Origin of the sequence: Candidatus Tisiphia endosymbiont of Piscicola geometra (assembly GCF_964026415.1) — a bacterium.
GTDB lineage: Bacteria > Pseudomonadota > Alphaproteobacteria > Rickettsiales > Rickettsiaceae > Tisiphia.
Genome location: NZ_OZ032144.1, coordinates 727,846 through 745,670, shown reverse-complemented (window position 1 = coordinate 745,670; position 17,825 = coordinate 727,846). Strand labels below are relative to the sequence as shown.

Sequence of the window (17,825 nt, the reverse complement as noted above, 5' to 3'; positions counted from 1 at the left end):
TGCGATGAACAATAATATATTTAAAGGGCTTATTACAGCCATTATAACCCCGTTTAAGGATAATAAATTAGATTTTGTTTCTTTGGAGAAAATACTTAACTATCAAATTGATAATAAAGTTGATGGAGTAGTGATTGCTGGTTCTACTGGTGAAGGTCCTAGCTTAAGTTTACAGGAATATCAATCTTTGTTAGAAATAGCTGTAGAAATTACTAAAAACCGTATCCAAATAATAGCAGGTTGTTCCGCTATTACTACCAGTATAGCCATAGATATGATAAAAATATGTACAAAAATTCCTGTTGATGGGCTTATGTGTAGTATTCCTTCTTACGTAAAACCCATGCAAGAAGGAATTTATTTACATTTTGAAGCTATACATAATGCTTCTATAGATAGGGCAAGTAATTTGCCCATAATGCTGTATTCAGTACCTAGTAGAACTGTGGTTGACTTTTCAGATGACACGATAGTTAGGCTCAGTAAACTACCACGTATTGTAGCTTTTAAAGATGCAGGTAATGATTTAGAACGTCCTTTGAGAATTAAGGCTGCTGTAAGCAAAGATTTTAATTTATTGTGTGGTAATGATGAATTAGCGTTATCTTATAATGTTCATTCGGGAGTAGGGTGCGTTTCTGTTGCATCTAATGTTACGCCTAGCTTGTGCAAGAAGTTACAGGATAATTGTCGTGATGGTAATTACCAAGAAGCTCTGCAAATTCAACAGCAATTATTGCCTATATATAAGGCATTATTTGCAGAATCCAATCCAATACCGGTAAAATATGCTGTGGCAAGATTAGGGTTATGTTCTAATGAGTTACGGCTTCCTTTAACTTCAGCTGGCAAAGTCACTGAGGAGAAAATAAATAAAGCTATGGACTATGTCGGAATATAAAAAAGTAATAGCTCAAAATAAGAAGGCATATTTCAATTACTTTATTGAAGAAAAAATTGAAGCTGGCATAATATTGACTGGTAGTGAAGTTAAATCGCTACGTCAAGGAAAAGCTAGTATAGAAGATAGTCATGCCGAAAATTCGGCAAACGAAGTGTTTTTGTATAATTGTCATATTGCGGAATATGAAAAAGCTAACAGGTTTAATCATTCGACTAGAAGAACCCGTAAGTTGCTTCTTAATTCTAGTGAAATAAAGAAAATAATTGGTAAAATTCGCCTAAAAGGCTACACTCTTGTTGCTCTTTCTTTATATTTCAATAAAAAAAATAAAGTAAAAGTTGAGTTAGGCATAGCAAAAGGTAAGAAATTACATGATAAAAGACAGTCTATTAAAGAACAAGATTGGAAAAGGGATCAAGGTCGGATTATGCGTGCGAAGTAGGATAAAAATAATTTTTATGCCACACTCCTACAGCACCTTGACTTCTTATAGTCTAAAGCACCCATTATATACTGCTCGTAAATGAAGAGTTGGTAGACGAAGGTCAACTTCAAGAAGAGCTAGGAGTGTCAAAGTCGAGCAGCGGAGCGTACATTAGTACGTGAGCAGCGGAGATCTTTAGACACGACAACGCCAATTCTTGAAGTTCACCGAATATACTTCCATATAAACAAATAGGTAAAGTGAATGACCATAACTCCTGACTACATAATTGAAAGAAAACAAAATAAATTAAAATTAAGGCTGTGGAAGTTAGCAACAATTTTAATGTTTATAGTTTTAATTGTTGTGATGATTAAGAAATTTAATTTGCCAAGTTCTGAATATGTAACTACTAATAGTAACTATATAGCTGCAGTTTCAATAGAAGATATAATTTTTGAGGATACAAAACGTGATAAAAGATTGGAGAAAATCATTGATGATGATAAGATTAATGCTCTAATTGTTAATGTTAATTCTCCTGGTGGAACTGTGGTTGGATCAGAGAAAATTTACAATATACTCAGAAAAATATCAGCAAAAAAACCGGTAGTGATTGTTATGGGTACATTGGCAGCGAGTGGAGGATATTTGATATCATTAGGAGGGGATTACATAATTAGTCATAATGGAACGATTACTGGTTCAATTGGTGTGATTTTCCAAACTCTAGAAGTAACAGATTTAGCAAAGACACTAGGTATTACCTTCAATAATTTTAAATCTGGGGAATTAAAAGCTGCTCCTAATCCTACTGAGAAAGTTACAGAAGCTGTTCGTCAAGCTATAATGTCTAATGTACAGGATACTTATGATTATTTTATTGAACTCGTTGCTTTAAGAAGGGGATTAGCAATTGAAGAAGTTAAAAAAATAGCTGATGGTCGGATATATTCTGGTCGCCAAGCTTTGAAACTAAAACTTGTTGATGCTGTGGGTTCTGAGGATGATGCGATTAAATGGTTACAGGAAGTCAAAAAAATTGATAAAGATTTGAAGGTAAAAGAATTTAAAATAAAACCGAAAGCAAAATTTCTTGAAATTATTATGGAGGATTTTGATAGTGTTCTACCAAATTTTCTTAAAAATAAATTTCAAGGGATAAAGGCAATTTTTTAATTTATGGCAAGAAAGTCTGATTTAGTGGATAAAATATCTAAGGAACTTAATTATCTTTCTAAGGAAGATATAAAAGATTCTATAGATTTGGTATTTGATTATTTACAGTCTAGCCTCGCTGAGCAAAATCGTATTGAAATTAGAGGCTTCGGTAGCTTCTCAATTAGGGAGCGGAAATTTCCCAATAGTGAGCGGTCATATAAAACTGTCTATTATCGTGGACATCGCTACTTATCTTCTCAAGGCAAGAGTGATCAAAAATTATGCTAGAACGAGAGTATTATACGGTGTATTAGCTAAAGCCAGCTTCCTAGCCTCTGCTGATTTACCAGTATAAATTATATTTTGGTAATTAAGTTTGATAGCGGTAAATAAAGCTGCGTGATCGTTTTCTACATTAACAATAATTTTTACGATTTGGGGAAATTCTTCAATTAGTTTTTTAAAAATATAATCCCACACTAGCATACCGTAATATCTCGTGCTACCACTTTTGTTAGTTAAAATAACCGGCTCATGGAATTTGGATAAGAACTCTCGTGCATCGCTTAAGTTTTCTATTGTGTAAGTTATTGGATTTGGCATATTTTTTGACTTTTTACTTACTCAAATTAGACTCTTATATCTTAAAAACATGTTATAAGTAGTTATAAGAGGGTGACTTGATAGGTTCTAGACAGAAATAGTTGTTCACAGAATAAGTACCCTCTTACAAGGTTTGCTTTGAACAAATTGCAGAAGGTGCTTGAAATATAGTAGCCTTGCACAATAAGAAGAAGGAGATTATATCATGAATAAAATAATAGGTCTAGATGTAAGTAGAAAATGCCTTGATATAGAAGTAGGGTTAGTTTCATAATTATTATCAGTTACTTCTTTGCTCATTTGCTTACTCTTCCAACAAACTGCTACATAACATATTGATTTTCAGTATTTTCTGCTGTTAAAGTAAATCCTAATTCTTTTGCACGTTTTTCAAGAGCCTGTACTAATTTGCTCTTGTATTTTTGTTCATAATTGCTCATACCAGCCGATTACGGTGGACCTACCACCATGTTAAGTACAGCACCACTCCTCACTTCTACAGTGACTCGTACTCTTGGTACACCGAAGATAAGTCGCCGCTTGCAGCGACTCCTCGCAATGACGGTTTAAGGCTTACAACAGCACTTCGCTAATAGACGATTTTAACTTTCAACAGTTGTGGCTAGCAGGGGGGTGACATCGAAAGGGAATCAATGCTTCAGCCCTAAGGGAATTATACTGATAATTTATTACATCGCAATTTGTGTTTTTTTGCTTAGAGTCCTTGACTTCATTAAATTAATAACGTTATATTGTATATTTAAGAAATATTAATCAAGTAGGAGTAGTTGTATGACAAGTGGTAAAGAAAACTTAAGGTTTGCCAATGAATCTGTGAATAAGCTAGCTGAGGCTGCAATAGCAGCCTATGTTAGCTTACCACCATCTTCTCCTGATAAGAAAAATTTAGAAGATGTTGCTGAGATTATAACTAGTACGATAAATGTTGCGGATGGAAGTAACTTACAGAAAAATCTAGAAGCGTTAACCAAAAAGGTTGAAAACAGTAAAAATCGTTCCCCAATTGTTATTAAAGCAAGGGAATGGACTCGTTCTCTTATTAAGTTTTTAAAATTTCCATTTAGCAAACAACATAAAGAAGAGTTAAAACAAGTAGAATCAGATTTTATTAAAGAGCTTGAACTTATAAAAAGTTACTATAATGCTATTTCCCCTGTGCAAGAACAAATATCTACAAGCATTCCAGTAAAAGAAACCGGGGTTTTGCCCCCATCTTTGGTAGAAACTCAGCAGAAACCTCATATAACGACGGCTACCACAGCACCGGTAGTAGTACATGAAACTGCACACTTTACTATCTCAGTGCAGGCAACAGTTACTCCTCCTAACGATCCAGTTACGCCACCACCAGCACCACCGCCACCACCTCCTCCGCCTTCACCTCTTCATTCTAATGTAGTGCTGCAACAGATATCTCAAGCTGATTTGTTGGCGGCTATAACAAAAGGTAACTTTAAGTTAAACAAAGTAGAAGACCGAACATTAAATGAATTACCTGCAGACCAAGCAGATGATCCCTTTATGAATGAGTTGCAGGAAAAGTTGGTAGCACGTCGAGGATTTGTTGAGGGGCAAGGCAATAAGAAGGTATCTCCAACATATGCTAAAGATGCTGCTGAATTTGAAAGGCTGCGAAGAGAAGAAGAAGCACGCCAAAAAAGACAAGAGGAGATAGAGGCTCCAAGGATAGCAGCAGCACTAAAGGAAGAGGCAGAAAAGAAGGCAGCAGCTGAAAAGATACTATCTCCTCCTAATGCTCAATCTAAGCTTGGAGAAATTCCACCACCACCACCTCCTCCGCCTAGTACAAACTCGCTACCTAATATTAGAAAATTAGAAACAGCTGTAGAAGTATCTCCAACAACCAATCCGCAGACTGAGCAAAAGAGACCGGGGTTTGTTGTTGGCTCAGCAGATATCACAAATGCACTAGCAGGGTTGAGAAAAGCAGTTACTTCTTCTCAAAAAGAAACAGAAGCACCTACACCGAATTTGGGGGTAAAAAAAACAGATACACATACTAGGTAACCGACAAAACAGTGCAATCCAGCTCAATAATCCCAATTCTAGATAAGAATTAGTTAATTCTTATCCCGAATTCGCCTTAATAGGTTTCGATGTCATTCCTAGCTAAAAGTGGGAATTCAAAAAATAGTCTGCAAAAGTTATATAGTTATGATATACTAAATCTCAATTTCGGATTAATTTTATTAATCTAGAATTGGAATGACAACGAGAGTGCTTAATAAAAAAGTAAGTATTTTATACTAAAATTGAGGAAATTATGATATATTGCAAACAATCTAACCAAACATCTTATCCTTTTGTCTTACCGGAATTACCTTATGGTAAAAGTGATTTTGTTCCGCATTTTTCCCCTGAAACTTTTGACTACCACCATGGGAAACACCACCAAACATATGTAACTAACCTGAATAATCTTTTACAAGATAATCAGGAATTGCAGAAAAAAAGTTTGGAAGAATTAATAATTTCTACAAGCATAAAACCAACTGAAGCAGCCATATTTAATAATGCAGCACAAATATGGAATCATACTTTCTTTTGGCATTCTATTAAGCCTTCAGGTGGAGGGAAGCCTACTGGTAAGATATTGGAACAGATAAATAAAGATTTTGGCAGTTATGAGAATTTTGCTACTGAATTTAAGCAAGCAGCAGTAAGTCAATTTGGTAGCGGCTGGGCGTGGTTAGTCTCTAATAATGGGAAATTACAAATAGTAAAAACTAGTAATGGTGAAACTCCTATTACTAAATCTATGAAACCTCTGCTTACCTGTGATGTTTGGGAGCATGCATACTATATAGATTATCGTAATAAGCGTCTAGACTATGTCTCAGTTTATATAGAACATATGATTAATTGGCAATTTGCTGAGAGTCATCTTTGAAACTTAATTTTAGAAAAAATACAATCAATAATTAAGGTAATTAGTTATGAAAAGAAAGCATACTGATGTAGAAAAATCATTAGAAAACGTAAAGGAATATCAAGACCTTTGTTCCTATGCAGGTTCACAACACTACAGAGAACTAGAACAGCATGATAGGAGATATCTTAAAACAGCACTTCGCTAATAGACGATTTTTTAACTTTCAATATTTGTGGGGTGATGTTGCCCCTACCGCCATTATGTCATCCAAGCGAAAGCTGGGATACTATCGTCTACCGACTCTTGAAATCATAGCAGCATATATTTACGAAGCAAATTCTTCAAAGCATAAGAGTGTACTTTTTTATCATCCTTTCTACTGAATTATCTAGCACAAGTTCTTGATAATTAGAAGCAAATTCTATCCATCGTAATTCGTTTGATTCAGAATTTTTTACAAAATAGTCGTTGCAAACGGTTTTTAATAAAAATCTCACATCATAATGATAATGTTCTTGGTCTATAGAATTACTAGGAATTAGATGAACATCTATATCATAAATCTGTCTAGAAATCGGCTCAATCTCTAAAATACCCGATTCCTCCTGTGCCTCTTTAATTGCTACAGCCAAAATGTTATTATTACCATCACAATGTCCTCCTGGTTGCAACCATTTATCCAACTTACGATGATGCATCAGTAAGAACTTTGTTTTATCAGAATTAAGCAAGAATCCTGAAGCGGTAAAATGTCCTTCTTTTGTCTCCCTACTAAATGGATTTTTACAATTATCTAGAAAGTCCAACATCCTTTCTTTATATTTATATTCTTCTTGAAAATTGCTGACATAGTTTTTTATACTCTCACGTAAGTTCATAATACTTCTTTTCGTCCCATCTCTGTCATTTCCATTACAAGCTGCTTTATTTTCTCAACTCTTGATTTATTTACGATCAATAAAGCATCCTCAGTATTAATAATTATTATATTATCAACTCCTATTACAGCAGTAAGCTTATTATTAGAACTAATATATGAATTTGTACTATCAATGTTTATAACATCGCCTTCGCAGTAATTATTCGTTATATCTTCTTTTTGTATTTGCCATAAAGAATGCCAATTGCCAATATCATTCCAACTAAAATTGGCTTCTATCATAATCATTTGACTAATATTTTCGATTATAGCATAGTCTAAAGAAATTGGGGTAATATATAGGTATGGTTCTAAAGCAAGTGTTATATTATTATGATCTTTGGTTGCAAAATAATATGCATCATACACATGTTTAAAGAGTTCTTTTTGCCATAATTTAGCCTGCTCTAAAATAAAATCTATATTAAAAATAAAAATTCCTGAATTCCAAAAATATTTGCCATTTGCTAGATAATTTTGTGCTTGTTGAAGAGTAGGTTTTTCTACAAATTGTTGAGTGTTGTAAGTTCTATCTGCTAATAACTTATTTATTTTAATATAACCATATTCGGTATTTGCAAAACTAGGCTTAATCCCAATAGTACAAATACCAAATTTTGCGACATAATTCAAAGATTCATTAATAGTAATTAGGTACTTATCAATATCATGTATATAATGATCAGAAGGCAGTAGTATGACCGTATCATAACCATTATTCTTTGCTTGAATAGCTGATATAATTGCACATGAAGCTGTATTCTTAGGCATAGGTTCTTATTATTAAGTCTGCTTCAATATTTAGCTCTCTAAGTTGCTCTTTTGCTATTAATTCATATTCCTTAGCAATTATTAAAGTTGGTTTGCCTAAAGTTCTGTTTGTAATCAAAGTTTTTTGTATTAAACTCAAATTCTTAAATATTTTTATAAATTGTTTTGGTTGCATCTGTCGTGATAATTGCCATAATCTAGTTCCTAGACCACCAGCCATAATTACTGGTTTTACTTTCATATATCATTAATTATATAATTATCTAACTAAAGCAACTTATAGTTTATAACTTTAAAAAAGTCTACTAAAATAAACATGGGAAATATATATGCACAAAAATCATAAAAAAACTAATAACTTTTTCTTTAAAATAGCTGGAGTAATTATAATTACTTACGGTTTGTACCTAGGCTATGTAGAGTTTTATGATCACAAATGGAGATATGTAACTCCTACCGACCAACAAGTACAGAAATATACAATTAGTGAAAACAAAGCCCTAAGCTTATACCAATTAATGAAAGATACTCATGAAATATTGACTAAACATAACATACAATATTGGATTGAGGGCGGTACACTTCTTGGGGCAGTAAGGCATAAAGGTCTTATACCTTTTGATGATGACTTAGATATTGGTATAATGCACGCTGATGAAATAAGGTTACAAGATATATTAACAGATTTTGTCGAGTTAGGTTATAAAACTTACCATCAAGATTTTTACACTATATGCAACAAGGTATGTATAGATATTTTTATTTTTCGCCCAAAAGACAACATGTTTATATCTGCTAATTTCAGAACGTTACGTAGATTTCCTAATGATTTCTTTTATATTAATGAAGTATTTCCACTGAAGAAATATAAATTTGGTGAGATTGAAGTTTATGGTCCTCATGAATTTAAAGGTAACCTAGATAGGCTATACCCAGAATGGGATAAATACGGGATAATTCAGCAACCGCATAGTTATTTTGTTACTCTTTCACCTATTGAACAAAAGACTAAATTCATTTTAACTCCGAAATTATTAAAGCCAGCTATGCCAACTGGTCCTTTAGAAGACCGGGTGATTCCGAAATTACTAACTAAAGAGTAAATTTATCAATGAGTTATATTTCATTATTGCTTACTACCGGACTTGTTGTTTTATTTAGCTTGTTCGTTTGGTTTTATCATAAGACAACCAAGCTCAATGCAGAATTAGGCTTTCTATCAAATAACTATTTAGAAGCAAATAAGCAGAATCAAATTTTGCAGCAAGAAAAAATTTCTTATATCCAAAAAATTGAGCAATTATCTAGTAAAGTAGACTATCAGAATCAATTGATAGCTGAAGCAGATAAAGCAAGGCAGGAGTCATATGCATCGGCAAAAAATGCTTTATTTGATCTTGGTAATGAGCTGTCTAAACAATTAATTGAAATTCATAGACGGGAAAATCAAGAAGCAAGGGAATTATCAGAAAAAAATATTTCGGGAGCAACAAGCAAATTTAATAACGAGTTTGAACGTTTAATAAACATGGTTGGGTCATTAAGTAGGGATATCGAACAATCTAAAGGAACAGTAGACATTATTAAACAATCTCTTCTTTCTCCATCTGGAGCTGGATTACTTGCTGAAATTACTCTTGAGAACATTCTAAAATCATCAGGTCTACGTTCTAATTTAGACTTTATCATACAATATTCTGTGACAACTACCGATAATTTAAAACTTAGACCAGATGCCTTAGTTTTCTTACCTTCTGGTAACTTAATGGTTATAGATGCAAAAGCTTCAAAGTTTTTAGTAGATTTAGGGCAAGATAGTTCTAATCTTAGTAAAACTATGAATAATCATTTAAAGTCCTTAAATAGTAAAGATTACGCGGAAAATATTTTAGCTAGTTTCCAAGATAAAAAGGAACATTTTGCTAATATAGTTACTTTGATGTTTGTCCCTACTGAACAGGCAATTGAAAAAATTCTGATTGCAGATAATAATTTTTTATACAAGGCCTGGGAAAGCAATATTTTCCCAGTTGGTCCAGCAGGACTTATGAATATGCTATCATTTGCTAAATTCCAAATTTCAGATTATAGACGGTCAGAAAATCACAAATTAATTATAGAAGAGGTAAGAAAATTATTGACCTCTATTGCTTCGTTAGCGGAGCATTCGCAGAAACTTGGCAATAATATTCAGCATATAGTCAATAATTATGATAAATTTGCCGCTTCTTTTAATCGACATTTTTTATCTAAGGCTAGGAATATTCAAAAATTAGGCATAGATATTGGTAACAAAACAATCCAGCATCCTATAGAGCGTTATCAGCTTGTTTCATCAAAATCTGAAATTATTGATGCCCAGTTACTCGAATCATCCGATAAAATCAAGGAATTAGAATAGACCTCTTGCATAATTTGCTTATCATAATTTCAAAAAATGAGGAATTGACTTTAATTGTTAAAATATATATACTTAAAATATATATACTCAAATGATTTGAAGAATTGGATTTGAAAATGAATGGTGAGCAAGCGGAACGTACATATAGTACGTGAGCATGCGAATCCATGATATTTTCAAAGCAGGAGAGTATACTTAAATTAACGTCATAATGACGTCAGTATGATATCAAAATTATGAGACATAGAGCGTGACAAAAATTATTAATTCTAAATATAAGGCTAGCAGAAGACTTGGTGTGAGCCTGTGGGGCGATAGTAAAGATGCCTTCAATACAAGAAATTATCGTCCTGGTCAACATGGTCAGAATAGTATGGTTAAAACTTCTGATTATGGTCTACATTTGAAGGCTAAACAAAAACTTAAATGCCATTATGGTAGAATTAACGAGAAGCAATTTAGAAATACTTTTACTCTCGCACAAAAAATGAAAGGCAATACGGGTGAAAATTTTATAGCCCTATTGGAAAGAAGGCTTGACGCTGTTATATACAGAATGAATATTGCACCAACGATTTTTGCTGCAAGACAATTTGTTACCCATGGTCACATTAAAGTGAATGGTAAAAAGGTTAATATCCCAAGTATAAGACTAAAAGAAGGAGATGTCATCGAGCTAAAGGAATCAGCAAAACAAATCCCTGTAATACTCGAGACAGCTAGCAAACAAGGAAACATTGTACCAAGCTATTTAACTTTTGATTCCAATTCATTGTTTGGTCAGTTTGTCAGAATCCCAGTAATTTCTGATGTTCCGTACCCATTTGAACCAGAAGTACATTTAGTAGTTGAACTCTATTCAAGATAATTAAGAGACTAAATATCATCCCTGCTTCGGTGCAGCTTACTCGTCATGTTATCTCACCCCTGTGTAAACAGGGGGTTATGATATTTAACACATCCTTCTAGGCTATTTTTTTTTAGATATCAGCCTATGTTGGGATGACAATTCATATTAAAATCTGATCTTGCCTATAATAGCTTATTAGATATCTTTCGAAACTCGCTTATGCTGAAGAATTTAAAGAAGCCACGAAACCTCGACCTGCAGCGTACTCAAATGTGTGTGAGGAGCAGAGTACCGGGAGCATGAATAAATTACCAACAGAAGTAGAGTTTGCCAAAGATATCTATTGATCACCACGTTCCAACCAATGTCCTTCAGCTGGTGACAAGTCACTTGCCACAGCTCTTCTGTCGTCAAATACAAAACATTCTCCTTGCCATAACCTATTACGATTATGGGTCACTTCTAAATATTGTAAAATACCGCCTTTAAGATGGTACACATCATTAAAACCCAGTTTCTTCAAATAGGCTGTTGATTTCTCGCATCTAATCCCACCAGTACAAAACATTGCTACTTTTTTTCCAGCAAGTAATTCTTTATTCTGCTCTACCCATTTGGGAAATTGCTTAAACGTTTCTGTCTTCGGATCTATAGCCCCTTTAAAAGTACCTACACAAACTTCATAGTCATTTCTAGTGTCTACTAATACCACATTATTTTGGCTAATAAACTTGTCCCAGTCCTTTGGTTCAATATACTCTCCTTTAAGATTTGCAATATCAAGATCCCCAACTGTCATAGCAATAATTTCTTTTTTCAGCTTTACTTTTAATTTTTGAAAGGGATGGATATCACAATAATTTATTTTAATATTTACATCTTTCGCAGATGTAAGTTTTATAATTTCATCTACTAAAAAATTTACATCTTCTTTTGTCCCAGAAATTGAACCATTAAATCCTTCTAGAGCTAAAAGAATAGTACCCCTAATTCTTCTTTTTTTACCAATAAGTAAAATCTTTGGCAGCAAAATCTCAAGGTTTTCTAGGTTAGTAAAACTATAAAAACTTAATACTGCTATTTTATCATTATCCATACTGACTTCATTACTACTAATTTTCAGATTTGGTAACTGGCAAGGCTATAAACATAGAAACACCCCGTCTCTGTACCAACAAGATTATATTTTGCTTTTTAATAGATTGGGCATTGTCATACAATATATTTAATTGATCTATAGAAGCTATAGGTTGTTGATTGCTCGCTATTACTAAATCACCAATTTTAAAACCATAATTTTTTCCATCTTTTGCGATATCAGTTACAATAATGCCCTCAACTTTACTTTTAATAGCAAATTTTCGTTTAAGGTTATCTGTTAAATTACTAAAAGTAACATTATTTTTTACAACAGAAAATTTATTATCAGAAGTTTTATCGCTTACCTTGTCGTTTACTTTTTTAGGCTCTATATCCTCTTCACTACTAATCTTGCCACTTAATTCTTGATTTTTGCCATTTCGTACAACGATAATTTTTACCTCTTGATCGACGGTAGTTTCAGCAACCATTATCTGCAGCCTTCTAGAATTTTTTACCGGTTGTCCAGCAAATTCTATTATTACATCCCCAGGTTTTATACCAAATTTATCAGCTGGACCATCTTTTTGTACTTCCACTACTAACGCTCCCGAAGCTTCTTTTAACTCAAACCCTTCAGCTATTTCATTAGTTACTTCTTGAATTACTACCCCAAGCCTACCGCGATTAATTTTTCCATTTTGCCTTAGCTGGTCAATAATTGATTTAGCAGTATTAGATGGAATAGCAAATCCAATACCAATACTAGTCCCAGAAGGTGAAAATATTGCTGTATTGACTCCTATAACTTCACCATTAATATTGAACATTGGACCACCGGAATTACCATTATTAATAGCCGCATCAGTCTGTATAAAATCATCTACTATACCGTTAGTGTTATCAATATCACGTCCCTTTGAAGATATAATACCAGCAGTTACTGTTCCTCCAAGTCTACCAAAAGGATTACCAATAGCAATAACCTGATCTCCTACCCTAGCTTTACTGGAATCACCGAATTTTACAAAAGGCAAAGGAGTTTCGATCTCAATTTTTAAAAGAGCAAGATCAGTTTTTTTGTCACTACCTACCAATTTGGCTGATAGCTCCCTATTATCCGTTAATTTTATGTGAATCTCATCTGCATTTGCAACTACATGATGGTTGGTAACAATAAAACCTGTAGGATCTATAATAAAACCAGAGCCAAGGGGAACAGATTTAGGATTTGAATACATCTCATCAAAATCAAAAGGTAGATTAAAACGCTCCAAAAGTTCATTAAAATGATCGAATGGAAAACGCTCAAAAGATTTTTTATGAGAATCCTCTAATTTTTGGTTATATTGTACTGTATACACATTTACCACAGCTGGAATAAGTGGCTCAACAATGTCTGCAAAACTATAATTATGGGATTCAGGTATCTTTATTGGCACTGACTGTAAATTATTAGATTCCTCAGGAGTAATTTTGCTTGGTTGGATATTTTCAGCAAAAACAGAAGATGCCAACCACATAGTCATCAGAAAAGTGACAATTAAATACCTTAGTAAATTGTTAAACTTACAAATATTTTGGACCATATCATCTACCCAATTACTAATCATTTTCACTCTCTCAATGTCATTCTATTTACCCAAATTTAGATATTTAAATAGCTCTGCTTCCGGAGACAACACAAAAGAAGTATCATCTTTCTTCAAAGTATTTTTATATACTTCCAAGGATCTATAAAATTTATAGAATTCTGGATCAACAGAATAAGCAAGATTATATATCTTAGCTGCCTCCATGTCACCATCACCTTTTATGATTTGAGATTGCATATAAGCTTCAGCAAGTAATATTTTACTTTCTTTGTCAGCTCTTGATCTTATACGAGCCCCTTCTTCTTGTCCTTCAGCTCTTATTTGGGTAGCTTCTTTTTCACGAGCAGTTTGCATGCGACGATAAATTGCTGCACTATTCTCTTTCGGTAAATCAGCTCTTAAGATTCTAACGTCAATTACATCAAGCCCAAAATTCTTTGCTTCCTCATTAACCTGATTTAAGATATTTGACATTATGTCAGACCTTGCACTTGTAAGAAGACTAGTCAAAGGTAATCTACCTATAACCTTTCTCATTGAAGATTCTAGGTTTTTATTAAGTCTAATTTTAACACCGTGGTAGTTATGTACAGTTTTGTAAAACATCACAGGATCAACAATACGAAATTTGGCAAAAGCATCTACGATTACCCTTTTCCCATCAGAAGCAGTTAGCTCTTTTGCTTCCGCCTCTACATTTAAGATACGTTTATCAAAAAATTCAACATTTTGAATAAATGGAATCTTTATATTTAATCCTGGACTTTCAATGGTTCTCATTGCTTCACCAAATTGAAATACCACAGCGGAATGGCGTTGATCAACAGTAAATAAAGCACTGGTAACTGATAATAATAATCCGAAAACTACGAAACTTATATAATAAATTGTCTTCATCCAGCACTACTCCTTAATTTTATTTTGCTGAATTGCCATATGCGGCAAAACGCCATTAGTACCCATAATAACTTTGCTGGTATCCATTAGAATATTTTCTATAGCTTCTAAGTAAAGGCGATCCTTAGTTATTGACTTATTAGCAACATATTGTGTATATACAGCAGCAAACCTTTTGCTGTCTCCTTCAGCTCTTGAGATAACCTCTTGTCTGTAACCTTCTGCTTCTTGGACAATTTTAGCTGCCTGCCCTCTAGCTTTAGGTAAAATATCATTATTATAGGATTGTGCTTGATTTATCTCACGTTCTTTATCGGCTTTAGAAGTTTGTACATCCCTATAAGCATCAATTACTTCAGCTGGCGGCTCAGCTTTTAGTAACTGCACTTTCTCAATACCAACACCAGCATTATAATGATCAAGGATTTTCTGTGTTAAAGCTTCAATCTTATTAGTGATTTCTTGTTTTTGGTCTGATAATATCGAAGAGATAGGAGTATTGCCTATAACTTCTCTTATAGCACTTTCAGCAGCTGTTTTTACAGAATCTTCTGGATTAACAATATTAAAAATATATTTTTCTAAATCAGTAATATGCCACATTATATCACAATTTAGTGCAACAATATTCTCATCGCCAGTAAGCATAGTACTTTCAGCAGCCACAGCTTTGGTGTTGTCCACATTAGACCTAAGGCTACTTGTTGATCTATAGCCGATCTCAATTCTACGAGACTGGTTTACCTTCTCAACTACTACCTGTTCAAACGGTAATGGAAGGTGATAATTCAAACCAGGGAATCCTTTACGAACAAACTTACCAAACCTCATTACTGCAGCTTCTTCTCCTTCCTTAACTTCATAAACTCCGGAGGCAAACCAAACAGCAACTAACGACAACAAAACTAACACCATTATGTTATTGTTGAAGCCAAACTTATTATAGAAATCATTAAGGTTAAACTTATTTTTTTTCCTTGGCCTAGTAAATATATTATATTCACTTTTTTCTTCCTCTTCAGAATCTCCCCAAGGGGATTTTCTTAGAACCTGAGTATATATTCGATTAAACATTTTCTACTATTGCTTTTTGTTAATTTGTATATTATATCACTAAATATAGTTAGCACTAATATCTTATAAAAGAAATTTAGTATATAATTATATCTTGTATATCTAACCGCGTCAAGGCTCGTTACTAAAAAATCAACACCTGTATTATAACATTTCTAGCATCTGAGGCTTATGAAAATATAGAAGTACTAGAACTACATGGACCTACTACTAGATTAATGCTAAAATTACTCCTGAATCTGAATTCGATGTAACTTGTTACATCGAATTCAGGTTAGTATAGGTATAGTCAATTGATGAGAAGTTGGTGACGTCGTCACTCGTCGCTCGCCTATTACATATAGGCGTCGCTCCATCGCTCCTAGCACCAAATCCTCCTGAATTGACTATATTTGTAAACTTTCAACAGTTGTGTACCGGAGCGTACAACTAGTCATATCTTTACCCACATCTTTTTAAATAGGTTATACATATCAGGTTTTAATATCAAAGATGTATTTTTAAAGCCTAATAAGTATGCCGCTTTTAAAAGATGTGGGTAAAGATATGACAACTAGTACGTGAGGAGCGGAGATCATGAAATACGATGATGTGATGATTAGTTTTCGGAAATGGTATTAGATGGTTAATTTTTATTAGAGGGTCAAACACTGTTTACAATTTATAGTTACGACTTAATAGGTATTTTAAAGATATATTAATTAATTCGTTTGCTATATCATTCATATTAAGATGCATAGCAAGTGGTACAAAATAACATAAAGTTTCATTAACTGTTTTATCAATTTTTTCAGAGGATTTTGCGTAAAGAGTTCTCATATTATGCAAACGATCAAAAATTTTAATAATCAATATATCTGACTTTCCTTGAATAAATAAAGAATTAATCATTTCCACGACACTAATCTTTTTTTCTAGTTTTATTCTAGTTAAGTCTTGAACTTGATTAGCAACTTTACTACCAAAGATAATATTAATCGTTTCTTCAGTTATATTTGTATCTTCAAGGCAGTCATGAAGTAATGAGGTAACTATCATGTCTGTTCTAAAAAATCGTGGACGTGTTTGAGCCGTGTAAGTAGCAACCATGTAAGCTACCTCTATTGGATGTGAGTAATATGGCTCTCCGGATTGTCTTTTCTGGTCAGCATGATATTTCCTAGCATAATATATTGCTTTCTTAATTTCAATAATATCCACCTTGTCTTTAATATGTTTATTTAATATTAAAAGCTGGTTTAACAATCTTTTTGAGTATTGACACATTTTGAATTTTATTTGCCAATAATTCTGATCTCTCATAAAGTCTCGTATTTTTATAATAAATATAAAGAAACCATATATAAACACACTTGGTAAGACTGAAAATAGGGGGCGAGAATAGCATGCTAAAATTATGCTATTGTAATTTAGTGCTTTTTAATTTTAATTCTTATGTTAAAATAATAAAAAGCAGTTCCTCTAATTGTTCAATGGTAAAATTATGAATAACTGGAAATTAAGAGCTATTACTGATTCTTATAGAGAAACTAAGGAATTTAGATTTAATAATTATATTATTAACCCACACGTAAAAAATATTATAGGAAATGTAAGAGACAAGACTTTATTGGAGATAGGTTGTGGATTTGGTAGATATTTAGAAATTTTCTATGCTGATAATCCACTGAAATTAGTAGGGTGCGACATTTCTCCTTATCAAGTAGAGCTATGTAAAGAAAATATCAAAAATAGTAATATTGAGTTACATGTGTTAGATTTTTCTGATGTTGAAAGTTCTGCAATTTTGGGACAACATGAATACGATATTGTATATAGTATCTTTGTGATTTTATATATAGATGCTTTAAGTAAATTAGAAATATTTATTAAAAATTGTTATGAATGCTTAAAACAAGGAGGAAAAGTTGTAATATGCACTTTAGATATTATAAGTGCATATTCTTATCCAGAGGTTTTTGATATATTAAAATTTCCCACGAAGTTTTTGAAAGATGAGTACACGGATGGTTGCCCCATAGAAATTAGTATTACAAATGATTGTGTTGTAACGTGCTATCATATGGATTTTGATACTATAAAGAGATTAATGGAAAAATTGGGCTTCAAGAATGTGAGGAAACATAACTTGTTTTTAAAAGAAAATGCTTTACAGAGCTTTACAGAACAAGAATTTAACCTTATAAAAGAATCTAATATACTCTTATTAATAGAGGCAGAGAAATAAATATA

The 17,825-nt window shown here is 32.9% G+C and carries 20 protein-coding genes; 11 read left to right on the top strand and 9 right to left on the bottom strand.

The window, feature by feature from the left end; all coding sequences use genetic code 11:
* The first annotated feature begins 4 nt into the window (after positions 1-4).
* The 4 genes from dapA (at position 5) to AAGD26_RS03495 (ending at position 2,777) form a co-directional block, all read left to right on the top strand.
* Complete coding sequence (gene dapA, locus AAGD26_RS03510) at positions 5-901, top strand: 4-hydroxy-tetrahydrodipicolinate synthase (protein ID WP_341752259.1); 897 nt, start codon at positions 5-7, stop codon at positions 899-901.
* A complete protein-coding gene (smpB, locus tag AAGD26_RS03505) occupies positions 888-1,346 on the top strand; it encodes an SsrA-binding protein SmpB (protein ID WP_341752258.1) in 459 nt (152 codons plus the stop codon). Before dapA ends, smpB begins: the two co-directional genes overlap by 14 nt.
* Before the next feature lie 246 nt (positions 1,347-1,592).
* Entirely contained in the window at positions 1,593-2,507 is a 915-nt protein-coding gene (gene sppA, locus AAGD26_RS03500; RefSeq protein WP_341752257.1) for a signal peptide peptidase SppA, read from the top strand.
* A 3-nt stretch (positions 2,508-2,510) separates the two neighbouring features.
* The gene (locus AAGD26_RS03495; RefSeq protein WP_341752256.1) at positions 2,511-2,777 is read left to right on the top strand and encodes an HU family DNA-binding protein; all 267 of its coding nucleotides are present in this window, start codon (positions 2,511-2,513) and stop codon (positions 2,775-2,777) included.
* On the opposite strand, the gene AAGD26_RS03490 is transcribed toward AAGD26_RS03495, so the two are convergent.
* The gene (locus AAGD26_RS03490) at positions 2,769-3,092 is read right to left on the bottom strand and encodes a hypothetical protein (protein WP_341752255.1); all 324 of its coding nucleotides are present in this window, start codon (positions 3,090-3,092) and stop codon (positions 2,769-2,771) included. The genes AAGD26_RS03495 and AAGD26_RS03490 overlap by 9 nt on opposite strands.
* 792 nt (positions 3,093-3,884) lie before the next feature.
* On the opposite strand from AAGD26_RS03490, the gene AAGD26_RS03485 reads away from it, so the two are divergent.
* From AAGD26_RS03485 to AAGD26_RS03475, 3 genes are all read left to right on the top strand, one after another.
* Positions 3,885-5,141, top strand: a complete 1,257-nt coding sequence (locus AAGD26_RS03485) for a hypothetical protein (RefSeq protein ID WP_341752254.1) — start codon at positions 3,885-3,887, stop codon at positions 5,139-5,141.
* 256 nt (positions 5,142-5,397) lie between these two features.
* Positions 5,398-6,024, top strand: coding sequence for a superoxide dismutase (locus AAGD26_RS03480; RefSeq protein ID WP_341752253.1), 627 nt, complete (start codon positions 5,398-5,400; stop codon positions 6,022-6,024).
* 46 nt (positions 6,025-6,070) lie between these two features.
* On the top strand, positions 6,071-6,211 hold the full coding sequence (locus tag AAGD26_RS03475) for a hypothetical protein (RefSeq protein WP_341752252.1): 141 nt from the start codon (positions 6,071-6,073) through the stop codon (positions 6,209-6,211).
* A gap of 136 nt (positions 6,212-6,347) precedes the next feature.
* On the opposite strand, the gene AAGD26_RS03470 is transcribed toward AAGD26_RS03475, so the two are convergent.
* The 3 genes from AAGD26_RS03470 to AAGD26_RS03460 are packed head-to-tail and all read right to left on the bottom strand — an operon-like array spanning position 6,348 to position 7,937.
* Positions 6,348-6,884, bottom strand: a complete 537-nt coding sequence (locus AAGD26_RS03470; protein ID WP_341752251.1) for an NUDIX hydrolase — start codon at positions 6,882-6,884, stop codon at positions 6,348-6,350.
* Positions 6,881-7,696, bottom strand: coding sequence for a mannose-1-phosphate guanylyltransferase (locus AAGD26_RS03465; RefSeq protein WP_341752250.1), 816 nt, complete (start codon positions 7,694-7,696; stop codon positions 6,881-6,883). Before AAGD26_RS03465 ends, AAGD26_RS03470 begins: the two co-directional genes overlap by 4 nt.
* Positions 7,689-7,937 (bottom strand): sugar phosphate nucleotidyltransferase, encoded by a 249-nt coding sequence (locus AAGD26_RS03460; protein ID WP_341752249.1) that lies wholly within the window; start codon positions 7,935-7,937, stop codon positions 7,689-7,691. The genes AAGD26_RS03465 and AAGD26_RS03460 overlap by 8 nt, the downstream gene beginning before the upstream one ends.
* Before the next feature lie 88 nt (positions 7,938-8,025).
* Here AAGD26_RS03460 and AAGD26_RS03455 point away from each other — a divergent pair, with 88 nt between their 5' ends.
* The 3 genes from AAGD26_RS03455 (at position 8,026) to rpsD (ending at position 10,965) form a co-directional block, all read left to right on the top strand.
* Positions 8,026-8,799, top strand: a complete 774-nt coding sequence (locus AAGD26_RS03455) for a LicD family protein (RefSeq protein ID WP_341752248.1) — start codon at positions 8,026-8,028, stop codon at positions 8,797-8,799.
* 8 nt (positions 8,800-8,807) lie between these two features.
* Positions 8,808-10,097: a DNA recombination protein RmuC gene (locus AAGD26_RS03450; protein WP_341752247.1), complete on the top strand. Its 1,290-nt coding sequence runs from the start codon at positions 8,808-8,810 to the stop codon at positions 10,095-10,097.
* Between the two features lie 250 nt (positions 10,098-10,347).
* On the top strand, positions 10,348-10,965 hold the full coding sequence (gene rpsD, locus AAGD26_RS03445) for a 30S ribosomal protein S4 (RefSeq protein WP_341752246.1): 618 nt from the start codon (positions 10,348-10,350) through the stop codon (positions 10,963-10,965).
* Positions 10,966-11,287: 322 nt separating this feature from the next.
* On the opposite strand, the gene AAGD26_RS03435 is transcribed toward rpsD, so the two are convergent.
* From AAGD26_RS03435 to AAGD26_RS03410, 5 genes are all read right to left on the bottom strand, one after another.
* Complete coding sequence (locus AAGD26_RS03435; protein ID WP_341752245.1) at positions 11,288-12,043, bottom strand: rhodanese-like domain-containing protein; 756 nt, start codon at positions 12,041-12,043, stop codon at positions 11,288-11,290.
* 16 nt (positions 12,044-12,059) lie between these two features.
* The gene (locus AAGD26_RS03430) at positions 12,060-13,616 is read right to left on the bottom strand and encodes a Do family serine endopeptidase (RefSeq protein WP_410520637.1); all 1,557 of its coding nucleotides are present in this window, start codon (positions 13,614-13,616) and stop codon (positions 12,060-12,062) included.
* A gap of 45 nt (positions 13,617-13,661) precedes the next feature.
* Positions 13,662-14,519: a protease modulator HflC gene (hflC, locus tag AAGD26_RS03425; RefSeq protein WP_341752243.1), complete on the bottom strand. Its 858-nt coding sequence runs from the start codon at positions 14,517-14,519 to the stop codon at positions 13,662-13,664.
* A gap of 6 nt (positions 14,520-14,525) precedes the next feature.
* Positions 14,526-15,593, bottom strand: coding sequence for an FtsH protease activity modulator HflK (gene hflK / locus AAGD26_RS03420; RefSeq protein WP_341752242.1), 1,068 nt, complete (start codon positions 15,591-15,593; stop codon positions 14,526-14,528).
* A gap of 654 nt (positions 15,594-16,247) precedes the next feature.
* Positions 16,248-16,895, bottom strand: coding sequence for an HD domain-containing protein (locus tag AAGD26_RS03410; protein WP_341752241.1), 648 nt, complete (start codon positions 16,893-16,895; stop codon positions 16,248-16,250).
* Between the two features lie 181 nt (positions 16,896-17,076).
* On the opposite strand from AAGD26_RS03410, the gene AAGD26_RS03405 reads away from it, so the two are divergent.
* The gene (locus AAGD26_RS03405; RefSeq protein WP_341752240.1) at positions 17,077-17,820 is read left to right on the top strand and encodes a class I SAM-dependent methyltransferase; all 744 of its coding nucleotides are present in this window, start codon (positions 17,077-17,079) and stop codon (positions 17,818-17,820) included.
* Positions 17,821-17,825 lie beyond the last annotated feature (5 nt).